Annotated in this window: 10 protein-coding genes and 1 pseudogene; 6 read left to right on the forward strand and 5 right to left on the reverse strand. The window is 68.1% G+C overall.

Annotation, left to right across the window (positions count from 1 at the left end):
- The 5 genes from ASJ79_RS09575 to ASJ79_RS09595 form a co-directional block, all read right to left on the reverse strand.
- A partial coding sequence (locus ASJ79_RS09575; RefSeq protein ID WP_369803639.1) for a cation:dicarboxylate symporter family transporter occupies positions 1 to 768 on the reverse strand: 768 nt, incomplete at its 3' end.
- The gene (cydD, locus tag ASJ79_RS09580; RefSeq protein ID WP_231750800.1) at positions 755 to 2,302 is read right to left on the reverse strand and encodes a thiol reductant ABC exporter subunit CydD; all 1,548 of its coding nucleotides are present in this window, start codon (positions 2,300 to 2,302) and stop codon (positions 755 to 757) included. The genes cydD and ASJ79_RS09575, both read right to left, overlap by 14 nt.
- Positions 2,303 to 2,370: 68 nt before the next feature.
- On the reverse strand, positions 2,371 to 3,411 hold the full coding sequence (gene cydB / locus ASJ79_RS09585) for a cytochrome d ubiquinol oxidase subunit II (RefSeq protein ID WP_067954527.1): 1,041 nt from the start codon (positions 3,409 to 3,411) through the stop codon (positions 2,371 to 2,373).
- Between the two features lie 9 nt (positions 3,412 to 3,420).
- Positions 3,421 to 4,881: a cytochrome ubiquinol oxidase subunit I gene (locus ASJ79_RS09590; protein WP_067954529.1), complete on the reverse strand. Its 1,461-nt coding sequence runs from the start codon at positions 4,879 to 4,881 to the stop codon at positions 3,421 to 3,423.
- A 77-nt stretch (positions 4,882 to 4,958) separates the two neighbouring features.
- Positions 4,959 to 5,552, reverse strand: a complete 594-nt coding sequence (locus tag ASJ79_RS09595) for an HdeD family acid-resistance protein (RefSeq protein ID WP_067954532.1) — start codon at positions 5,550 to 5,552, stop codon at positions 4,959 to 4,961.
- A 202-nt stretch (positions 5,553 to 5,754) separates the two neighbouring features.
- Between ASJ79_RS09595 and ASJ79_RS09600 the strand changes: the two genes are divergently transcribed.
- The 6 genes and pseudogenes from ASJ79_RS09600 to ASJ79_RS30860 form a co-directional block, all read left to right on the forward strand.
- Positions 5,755 to 6,675, forward strand: coding sequence for an ABC transporter substrate-binding protein (locus ASJ79_RS09600; protein ID WP_067954533.1), 921 nt, complete (start codon positions 5,755 to 5,757; stop codon positions 6,673 to 6,675).
- 5 nt (positions 6,676 to 6,680) lie between these two features.
- A complete protein-coding gene (locus tag ASJ79_RS09605; RefSeq protein ID WP_067954535.1) occupies positions 6,681 to 7,592 on the forward strand; it encodes an amino acid ABC transporter permease in 912 nt (303 codons plus the stop codon).
- A 26-nt stretch (positions 7,593 to 7,618) separates the two neighbouring features.
- Positions 7,619 to 8,371 (forward strand): amino acid ABC transporter ATP-binding protein, encoded by a 753-nt coding sequence (locus tag ASJ79_RS09610; protein WP_067954542.1) that lies wholly within the window; start codon positions 7,619 to 7,621, stop codon positions 8,369 to 8,371.
- On the forward strand, positions 8,368 to 9,501 hold the full coding sequence (gene macS, locus ASJ79_RS09615; protein ID WP_231750801.1) for a MacS family sensor histidine kinase: 1,134 nt from the start codon (positions 8,368 to 8,370) through the stop codon (positions 9,499 to 9,501). Before ASJ79_RS09610 ends, macS begins: the two co-directional genes overlap by 4 nt.
- Positions 9,498 to 10,142: a response regulator transcription factor gene (locus ASJ79_RS09620; protein ID WP_067954538.1), complete on the forward strand. Its 645-nt coding sequence runs from the start codon at positions 9,498 to 9,500 to the stop codon at positions 10,140 to 10,142. The genes macS and ASJ79_RS09620 overlap by 4 nt, the downstream gene beginning before the upstream one ends.
- 44 nt (positions 10,143 to 10,186) lie before the next feature.
- A pseudogene (locus ASJ79_RS30860) lies at positions 10,187 to 10,624 on the forward strand (DUF2339 domain-containing protein); the annotation flags it as partial.
- Between the last annotated feature and the right edge of the window lie 85 nt (positions 10,625 to 10,709).

Here is a 10,709-nt window from a genome sequence, read left to right on the forward strand (position 1 = left end):
CCCGGACTGGCCCATGCCCTGGATCCCGAACCCGACGAGCAGCGCGACGAACAGGGCCTGCAGCACGTTGGCTTCGGTGACGGCGGAGAACAACGTCGACGGGATGATGTCGGGCAGGCGGCCGCTGACACGCAGTTCGGCGGCATGTTCGAGAGAAAGCATGACCGCGTTGTCGCGGCCCGAATGATGGTCGGCGGCAACGGCTTCCGCAGCCGTGGCGGCCCTTGCCGAGAGCAGTGGGGCCAGCACCCCGGCGGCCAACAGGCAGAGCGCCAGCACCCCGGCTGCCGCCGGCGAGATCACCGCGATCACCGCGACCGCCACCAGCCCGAGGAGCGCGGCGATGCAGATCGGTACGACGGCCCGCACGACGACGTCGGACAGTTCGTCCACACCCGCGCCGACCCGCGCCACCAGCTCCCCGCTGCTGCGCCGCATCACGACGTCCTCGGGCCCGGCGGCGAGCCGGGTGAAGAGCCGTTCACGTGCGGTGCCTGCCGCGCGCAGCGCGGTGTCGTGAGAGGCGAGCCGCTCGCAGTACCCCAGTACCCCACGGGAAATACCGAGGGCCCGCACGGTCACCGCCGCCACGGTCAGGTGCAACACCGGCGGCATCTGCCAGGCGCGGGTGATCAGCCACGCCGACACCGCGGTCAACGCCAGCGCGCTGCCCAACGACAACGCGCCGAACAGCACCGCGACCGCGACACGTGGTGCGCGGAGCCCCAGCAGAGGCCACGCCTGGACGAGGGGGTCAGGACGGGACACGGTCGCCGCCCATGTGGACCACCACGTCCCCGACGGCCAGGACCGGGTCGCGGTGCCCGACCACGATCACCGTCGTCCCGCCGGCCGCCCGGCGCGCTATCGCATCCAGGACGCGGGCTTCGGTGAACCCGTCGAGGTGAGCGGTGGGTTCGTCGAGCAGCAGCAGAGGCGCCGCGGAGCCCAGGACGCGGGCCAGTCCGAGCCGCTGGCGCTGACCCAACGACAGGCCGGCCCCGCCGCGTCCGACGACCGTCTGCAGGCCCAGCGGCAACGTCGTCACTACTTCGTCGAAACAGGCGTCCCGGCAGGCTGATTCGAGATCGGCCAGCGGGCCGAACAACTCCAGGTTCTGCTGCACGGTGCCCGGAACCAGCACGGGCCGCTGCGCCAGCCAGGCCACCTTCGACCACCACTGCTGCGGGTCGAGGGCGGCCACCTCGATCTCGTTGATCCGGATCTGACCGGACATCGGCTGGTCCAGACCGAGGATCGCCTGCAGCAGAGTGGATTTGCCGATGCCGTTGGGGCCGGTCAGGACCGTCACACGTCCCGGCCGTGCGGTCAGATCGGGGTCGTCGACCTCCACGGTCACCGCATCGCCGGGCACCGGGTCGGTCCCGGTCCGCTGTGGTCGCACGGCGTCGATGAATCGGAACGCGGCCTGTACCGCGGTCTTGCCGTCCTGGGCGGCGTGGAAGGCCACCCCGACCCTGCGCAAGGGCCAGAACACCTCCGGAGCCAGCAGCAGGGCGGTCAGCCCGGCGGTCAGGGTCATGTCACCGAAGACCAGCCGCATGCCGACCCCGACCGCCACCAGCGCCACACCTAGGGTGGCGAGAAGCTCGAGCACCAGCGCCGAGAGGAAGGCGATCCGCATCGTGGCCATCGCCGAACGGCGGTGTGCGGCACCGAGTTCGGCGATTCGCTGGGCGGCTCCATCGGTACGGTCCAGTGCCCGCAGGGTGGGCAGGCCCGCCACCAGGTCCAGCAGCCGGGACTGCAGCGTCGCCATCGCGGTCAGCGCCGCGGCGGACCGGTCCGCCGTTGCCAGGCCGATCAGGATCATGAAGACCGGGATGAGCGGCAGCGCGATCATCACGATCACCGCCGACCTCCAGTCGTAGAGTGCGATGACGACCGCGGTGGCCGGGGTCAGGACGGCCGCCAGGAACAGTGACGGCAGATACGCGGTGAAGTACACCCGCAAGCCGTCGAGTCCACGGGTGATCACCACGGCGGCGTCGTCACGGCGGGTGGCCAGCTCGCGCGGCGGCAGCGAGGTGGCCGCGGTCAACACCTGCTCGCTGAGGTCGGCGATCACGGAGCCCGCTCCGTGCTGCGCGAGCCGACCCTGTTGCCACTGCACCAGTGTGCGAAGGGTCCACAACATCACCAGGATTGCGATCGGTGTGCCGAGAGCGTCGACACTCCGGGACGCGGGATCGGTGATCACCCGTGCCACCACATCGGCGAGCACCACCGCCGAGGCGATCGTGCACGCCGCGATCACCACCCCGCACCCCGTGGTGGCCACCAGGAATCGGCGCGTCGCCGCCGACGCCCGCCACAGGCGCGGGTCGATCGGGGCGCGGCTCGGATCGTTCAGGACGGCCGCCTCGACAGACCGATGGAAGCCGGAATGGATTCCGCGGTGACCCGTTTGCGGAACACCCAGTACGACCACGCCTGATAGCCGAGCACCAGCGGCAGCAGCGTCAGCGACGCCCACGACATGATCTTGAGCGTGTACGGGGTCGAGGACCCGTTGAAGATCGTCACGTTCCAGTCCGGGTTCAGCGTCGACGGCAGCAGGTTGGGATACATCGACCCGAAGATCAACACGGCCACCGCGGCGATCACGATCACCATGGACACGAACGCGAATCCCTCCCGGAGTTGCCCCCACATCAAGCCGACTGCGATCAGCAGAGCGAGCACCGCGACCCCCAGCGGCAGCCAGGTCCAGGAGCGGCCGTAGGCCAGCTGGGTCCACAGCCCGAAACCGCCGGCCAACACGATCACCGGAATCGACATGACACGGCCGACGCGGAACGCGTCGTCACGCAAGGTCCCCGCCGTGCGCAGCGCGAGGTAGACCGAACCGTAGAACACGAACAGCGTCGCGGTCGCCAGTCCGCCCAGCACGGCGTAGGGGCTGAGCACGTCACCGATGCCCGCGTGCGCATGACCGTCGGCGTCGATGGGCAGACCCTGCAACAGGATCGCGAACGCGACACCCCACAGGAACGCGGGAAGCCAGGAGCCCAGCGCGATCCCGATGTCGGCCCAGTGCCGCCATTGTGGATCGTTGATCTTGCCGCGCCATTCGATGCCGACGATGCGCAGGATCATGCCGAACAGGATGGCCAGCAGCGGAAGGTACAACGCGGAGAACAGCGTGGCGTACCAGTTGGGGAACGCCGCGAACATCGCCGCACCGGCGGTGATCAGCCACACCTCGTTGGCGTCCCACACCGGGCCGATGGTGTTGAGCACCGCGCGTCGCCGGTCGTCGGGATCGCCCGGGCCGATCGTGCCCATCGGGGCCATCAGCATGCCGACACCGAAGTCGAAGCCTTCGAGCACCAGAAAGCCGAGGAACAGCACGGCGATCAGCAGAAACCACAGTTCCTGGAGTCCCATGACAATCTCCTAGTAGGCGAACGACAGCGGCGCGACGTCGTCCTCGTCCGGGGGCGTCGGTGGCGCCGGTTCGGAGTCGTGCTCCTGCGGGCCCTCGGCGACGTAACGCCGCAGCAGGTAGAACCACACGACGGCCAACGCGCCGTAGAGCAGCGTGAACACCGCCAGCGAGAACAGCACCGTGCCCGCCGCGTGGTTGGACACGCCCTCCTGCACCGTCATTCGCACCATCGGGTCGCCGGTCGGGTTGGGCACCACGACCCAGGGCTGACGGCCCATCTCGGTGAAGATCCAGCCGGCCGAACTGGCGAGAAACGGCGTCGGAATCGTGAGCAGGCCGAACGTTCCGTACCAGCGCTGGTGGGGGATCCGGCCCCGCCGGGTCAACCACAGGCTGGCCAACGCGAACGCCACCGGAACCAGCAGCAGGCCGATCATCGCCCGGAAGGACCAGTAGGTCACGAACAGGTTGGGTCGGTAGTTGCCGGGACCGAACTTCTGCTCGGCCTCCCGTTGCAGGTCCTCGACCCCCTGCAGGGTGACCCCGGAGAGCTTGCTCTCCGCCAGGAACGGCAACACGTAGGGCACCTCGATCAGGTGGCTGACGCTGTCGCAGTTGTTGTGCGTGCCGACGGTCAGGATAGAGAAGTCGGGATCGGTTGCGGTGTGGCACAACGACTCCGCGGAGGCCATCTTCATCGGCTGCTGAACGAACATGAGCTTGCCCTGGACGTCGCCGGTGAAGAACAGCCCCGCGGCGGCGATCAGCGCGACCGCGCTGCCCAGGATCGTCGCCGGCCGATACATGGTGCGCGCCTCGGTGTCCTCACCGCCACGCCGGTGCGCGCGCACCATCAGCCACGCGCAGATCCCGGCGACGAACGCGCCGGCGGTCAGCAGCGCCGCGGTGATCGCGTGCAACGTGGCCCAGATCGCGGTGTTGTTGGTCAGCAACGCGACGAAATCGACGAGTTCGGCGCGTCCGGTCTCCGGATTGAATCGCGCGCCGACCGGGTGCTGCATGAACGAGTTCGCGGCGATGATGAAGTACGCCGAGGCGTTGACGCCGAACGCGACGATCCAGATGCACGCCAGATGGACCAGCCGCGGCAGCCGGTTCCAGCCGAAGATCCACAGCCCGATGAACGTGGATTCGAAGAAGAACGCGATCAGCCCCTCGAAGGCCAGCGGAGCGCCGAAGATGTCACCGACGAAGCGGGAGTACTCGCTCCAGTTCATGCCGAACTGGAACTCCTGCACGATGCCGGTGGCCACGCCGATCGCGAAGTTGATCAGGAACAGCTTGCCGAAGAAGCGGGTCAGCCGGTACCACGCGGTGTTGCCCGTGACGTGCCAGACCGTCTGCATCACGGCGATCAGCGGGGCCAGCCCGATGGTCAGCGGGACGAAGATGAAGTGGTAGACGGTGGTGATCCCGAACTGCCACCGCGACACATCCAGTGCGTCCATACGCCACTCCCAGGCTCTACGGGTAACTACGACAGAGTGTAGTAGTTTTCTCGGGGCCTGGGACTGGGACTTTCATCTCATTCCGGTGCGGTCGCTGCGACCGGGTCCCTCGTCGACGGGAGTTTCCTGCTGGCGGAGCGGATGCCGAAGGCCGAGACCACCTCGAAGACGCCGAGGACGATCAGCCAGATGCCGACCACCAACGTCAACGTGGCGAGCGATTCGAACGGCGCGGCAAGCATGATCACCCCGGCGATGAGGCTCACCACACCGATGAAGATCTCCCACGCCCGGCCCGGCAGCGTCGGATCACTGATCGCCGACACCGCGGTGGCCACGCCGCGGAAGATGAACCCGATACCGATCCAGATGGCCAGCAGCAGGATCGACTCCTGCAGGCTGCGGAAGCACAGCACGGCCAGGATCAGTGCCGCCGCGCCGCTGAGGAACAGCAGCACGCGTCCGCCCGCCGACACGTGCAGGCTGAACGCGAAGATCACCTGCGCGACACCGGTGACCAACAGATAGGCGCCGAAGAAGATCGCGGCGACCACGACCGTTTTGGCAGGCCACACCAGCACCATCACGCCGAGCGCGACGGCGAGGATGCCGGACACCAGCGCCGACTTCCACAGATGCGGCAACATGCTTGGGGGAGCAGAGGTTTGCATTCGCGCAGTGTGACACACCGCCGACACGCCCAGCGCCGATTTCGCGGTACGGCTGTGATGTCCCCATCGTGTCGTTAATGTCCTGTTACCGGCGCTGCGCGCCGGATCATCGGTCGTTAACGTTCCTGGCTGGGAATGCCTGGTTCTGAGGGGACTCAGGCGGAGACGCGGACGACCCGAAGAAGAAAGTAGAGGCAAACCTGTGTTGGGTGGAATCCAAGACCGCCGGACCAAGATCTGGCGCGTCGCGGCGATCTTCGCCGCGACGGGCGCCCTCGCCCTGTCGGGCTGTTCGAGCAGTTCGCAGGAAGCCAGCGAAGAAGGATCCCCGACCGCGGCCGCGCCCGCCGAGATGGTCGAGGAGATCGCGAACACCGTGCCGGAGGCCATCAAGTCGACCGGGAAGCTCGTCATCGGCGTGAACATCCCGTACGCCCCGAATGAGTTCAAGGACGAGAGCGGCAAGATCGTCGGTTTCGACGTCGATCTGATGAACGCCATCGCCGGCACCCTGGGGTTGACCCCGGAGTACCGGGAGGCCGATTTCGCCAAGATCATCCCGTCGATCCAGGGCGGCACATTCAACGTCGGCATGTCGTCGTTCACCGACAGCAAGGAGCGCGAACAGCAGGTCGACTTCGTCACCTACTTCTCGGCCGGCACGCTGTGGGCGCAGCCCGCGGGCGGTCAGATCGATCCGGAGAACGCGTGCGGCAAGAGGGTCGCGGTGCAGGCGACCACGGTCCAGGAGACCGACGAGCTGCCCGCCCGCAGCAAGAAGTGCACCGACGAGGGGCAGCCGCCGATCGAGATCATCCCGTTCGACAGCCAGGACGCCGCCACCAACGCGGTGGTGCTCGGCCAGGCCGACGCCATGTCGGCCGATTCGCCGGTGACGCTGTATGCGATCAAGCAGACCAACGGCAAGCTCGAACAGGCCGGTGAGACCTTCGACTCCGCGCCCTACGGGTGGCCGGTCCAGAAGGGTTCGCCGTTGGCGCAGTCACTGCTGCAGGCGCTCGAGCACCTGATCGAGACCGGTAAGTACCAGGAGATCGCCGCCAACTGGGGTCTTGAAGAGGGCATGATCGACAAGCCGGTGATCAACGGCGCAGTGTCCTGACGACCATGACCGATGCCGGCACGCCGCCTGAAGCGATCGACGCCGTCCCGCTGCGCCATCCCTGGCGGTGGCTGGCGGCGGCCGTCATCGTCGTCCTGGTCGGGCTCTTCCTGTGGGGTGCGGCGACCAACCCTGCCTACGGGTGGTCGACGTTCGCCGAGTACCTCTTCAACGACAGGATCCTGCTCGGGGTTTTCAACACCCTGCAGCTGACCGTGTATTCGATGGCCATCGGCATCGTGCTCGGGGTCATCCTGACCATCATGCGGCTGTCGTCGAATCCGGTGCTCGGCGCGGTGTCGTGGGTGTTCCTGTGGATCTTCCGCGGCACCCCGGTGTACGTGCAGCTGGCGTTCTGGGGCCTGTTCCCGACGATCTATCAGAACGTCCAGCTCGGGGTGCCCTTCGGGCCGTCGTTCTTTCACGTCGACCTGCAGACTCTGTCGATCCCGTTCGCGCTGGCGGTGGTCGGGCTGGCGCTCAACGAAGCCGCCTACATGGCCGAGATCGTCCGCGCCGGGATCACCTCGGTCCCGGAAGGGCAGCTCGAAGCCTCGACCGCGCTGGGCATGTCCTGGGGTCTTGCGATGCGCCGCACCGTACTGCCCCAGGCGATGCGGGTGATCATCCCGCCGACGGGCAACGAGGTGATCAGCCTGTTGAAGACCACATCGCTGGTCACCGCGGTGCCGTACGCGTTCGACCTGTACAGCATCGCGACGCGGGAGGTCGCGGCGCGGATCTTCGAACCCGTGCCGCTGTTGATGGTCGCGGCCACCTGGTATCTGGTGATCACCAGCGTCCTGATGGTCGGCCAGTACTACCTGGAGCGCTACTTCTCGCGGGGTGCCTCACGCAAGTTGACGTCCAAACAGCTCGAAGTGCTGGCGAAGGCGCAGATGGGTACGGGAGTGTGACGATGCCGCGCGACGCCGCACACCCGATGGTCAAGGCCGAACTGGTCTGCAAGGACTTCGGCGCGCTGAAGGTGCTCAGAGGCATCACGCTCGAGGTGCACAAGGGTCAGGTGCTGGTGCTCGTCGGACCGTCGGGTTCGGGCAAGTCCACCTTCCTGCGGTGCATCAATCACCTCGAAACCGTCTCCGCCGGAAGGCTCTACGTCGACGGTTCGCTCGTCGGTTACCACGAGCGCGGGGGTCGGCTGCACGAGATGAGGCCGCGCGAGGTCGCCAGGCAGCGCCGTGACGTGGGGATGGTGTTCCAGCACTTCAACCTGTTCCCGCACCGCACTGCGCTGGGAAACGTGATCGAGGCGCCCATCCAGGTCAAGGGGGTCGGGAAGAAGGAGGCGACCGATCGCGGCCGGGACCTGCTGGCGCAGGTGGGGTTGGCCGACAAGGCCGAGGCCTACCCGGCACAACTCTCGGGCGGTCAGCAGCAGCGGGTGGCCATCGCCAGGGCGCTGGCCATGAATCCCAAACTGATGCTGTTCGACGAACCCACTTCGGCGCTGGATCCGGAGCTGGTCGGCGAGGTGCTGGGCGTGATGAAAAAGCTTGCCTCCGAGGGCATGACGATGATCGTGGTGACCCACGAGATGGGCTTCGCCCGGGAAGTGGCCGACGAGCTGGTGTTCATGGACGGCGGCGTGGTGGTCGAGCGGGGGGACCCGCGCGAGGTGATGGCCAATCCCCAACACGAACGGACGAAAGCGTTTCTCTCCAAGGTGATGTGACGCCCGACCCGGCCACGCCGCTGTGGCGGGCCGCTCAGGTGTTCCGGCTGCTCAGCTGCATCTATGCGTTCTACTTCCAGGTGGCGGTCAACGCCGACCTCGAACACCCGGCCGGCGGCTGGGCGCTGTTCGGTGTGTTGATCGCCTGGAGCGCGGCGTGTGCGGTGGCTTATCTGCAGGGGTTCGGGCGCCGGCCCGGCTGGGTGCTGGCCGAGGTCGTCGTGGTCGTGGCCCTGATGCTGTCCACCGAGTTGATCGCGTCCGAGCAGTGGGCGCTGGACAACCAGCCATGGCCGACCACGCTGTGGGCCACCAACGCAACCATCTCGGCGGCGATCCTGTCCGGCCCGGTCGCCGGGATGTCGGCCGGCCTGGTCGTGGTGGCGACCAGCGCCGCGCTGAAGGGCTACCTCAGCATCGACCTGGGCCGCAACGCCACCGTCGTGATCGAACTGGCGGTCGGCCTCGCGGTCGGCATGGCCGCGCAGACAGCCCGCCGTGCGCACGCCGAACTGGAACGGGCGGCCCGTCTGTCGGCATCGCTGGAGGAGCGTGAGCGGCTGTCGCGGCAGGTCCACGACGGCGCGATCCAGGTGCTGGCGCTGGTGGCGCGCCGAGGACGCGAGATCGGGGGAGCCACCGCCGAACTGGCCGAGCTCGCCGGGCAGCAGGAACGGGCGCTGCGCAGGCTGGTCAGCGCGCGGGAGACCCAGCCTCGCGACGGCGCGGCGGCCGACCTCGGCGCGATGTTGCGGAGGCGGGCGTCGGACCGGGTGTCGGTCAGCGTGCCCGCCGACCCCGTGCTGCTGGACGCGACGGTGGCCGCGGAACTGCTGGCGGCGGTGGGCAACGCGCTGGACAACGTCGAGGCGCATGCCGGACCCGGGGCGCGCGCGTATGTTCTCCTCGAGGATCTCGGCGACACCGTCACGGTCAGCGTCCGCGACGACGGAGTCGGCATACCGGAGGGAAGGCTGGAGAAAGCAGTGGCCGAAGGTCGCATGGGGGTCGCGAAATCGATTGTCGGACGGATGGATTGGTTGGGCGGCCAGGCGCAGCTGAACACCGGTCCGGGGCTGGGGACCGAGTGGGAGTTGACCGTGCCGCGCACACCGGACACGCTTCGATGACCGACCAGCCGACTTCGGTGATGGTGGTCGACGACCATCCGATCTGGCGTGACGCGGTGGCCCGGGACCTCGCCGACGAGGGCTTCGACGTGGTGGCCACGGCCGACGGCGTGGCGTCGGCGAAGCGGCGGGCCGCGGTGGTGAAACCCGCTGTGGTGCTGATGGACATGCGCCTGGGCGACGGGGACGGCGCCCAGGCGACGACCGAGGTGCTCGCCGTGTCACCGTCCTCGCGCGTGCTGGTGCTGTCGGCTTCGGACGAGCGCGACGACGTACTGGAGGCGGTCAAGGCGGGAGCCACCGGGTATCTGGTCAAGAGTGCGTCCAAACAGGAACTGAGCGAGGCGGTGCGGGCCACCGCGCAGGGCCGCGCGGTGTTCACACCCGGGCTGTCCGGTCTGGTGCTGGGGGAGTTCCGGCGGTTGGAGCGCGCCACCCCGGCCGGGCCGGCTCTCACCGAGCGCGAGACCGAGATCCTGCGTTACGTCGCCAAGGGGCTGACCGCCAAGCAGATCGCGTCACGGCTGTCGCTGAGCCACCGCACCATCGAGAACCATGTCCAGGCGACGTTCCGGAAACTGCAGATCGGCAACCGCGTCGAGTTGGCCAGATACGCGATCGAGCACGGCCTGGACGAGTAGTTGTACTCATCCGCCGCGGGGCCGCCCGTTGCGACGATGGCGGTATGACCGAACCGCACTCCGCCGTCATCACCCGGCTGTCGGCGGACTTCGCCGCGATCTCGAGCCGGCTGGCCAGGGTCTCCACCGATCTGGCCGAGCTGGACCGGATTCTGGGCGACCGCCCGCAGCCGGTTCCCGCCCCGCCGCAACCGGTACCCATGCCACCCCCGGCGCCGTACTGGCCGCAGTACGCCCCGCCACCGCAGTACGCCCCGCCACCGCAGCACGTCCCGACGCCGCAGCGGCCCTGGCCGCCGGCACCCCCGGCCGCGCCCAAGGAGCGCAAGCAACAGTCGGAGGGCTGGATCGGCAAGTTGCTGGCCGTCGCAGGAGTGGCCGTCACGTTGATCGGTGTGGTGCTGCTGCTGGTGCTGGCCGCGCAGGCCGGGATCCTGCGCCCCGAGTTCCGGGTGGCCGCGGGCGCCGTGCTGGCCGCGAGTAGTTCTCGATGCCCGAGCAGAAGCCGACCTGGCGCATCATCTCGATGTCGTAGTTTGTGCGCATGCGCAGACGCTGGGCCTCCAG

It is taken from the genome of Mycobacterium sp. NAZ190054, assembly GCF_001545925.1.
Classification (GTDB): domain Bacteria; phylum Actinomycetota; class Actinomycetes; order Mycobacteriales; family Mycobacteriaceae; genus Mycobacterium.

Bases quoted from the DNA above. Each gene is read 5' to 3' on its own strand.
- cydB (WP_067954527.1), bottom strand. From the start codon at position 3,411: ATGGGACTCCAGGAACTGTGGTTTCTGCTGATCGCCGTGCTGTTCCTC.
- ASJ79_RS09590 (WP_067954529.1), bottom strand. From the start codon at position 4,881: ATGGACGCACTGGATGTGTCGCGGTGGCAGTTCGGGATCACCACCGTC.
- ASJ79_RS09595 (WP_067954532.1), bottom strand. From the start codon at position 5,552: ATGCAAACCTCTGCTCCCCCAAGCATGTTGCCGCATCTGTGGAAGTCG.
- ASJ79_RS09605 (WP_067954535.1), top strand. From the start codon at position 6,681: ATGACCGATGCCGGCACGCCGCCTGAAGCGATCGACGCCGTCCCGCTG.
- ASJ79_RS09610 (WP_067954542.1), top strand. From the start codon at position 7,619: ATGGTCAAGGCCGAACTGGTCTGCAAGGACTTCGGCGCGCTGAAGGTG.
- ASJ79_RS09620 (WP_067954538.1), top strand. From the start codon at position 9,498: ATGACCGACCAGCCGACTTCGGTGATGGTGGTCGACGACCATCCGATC.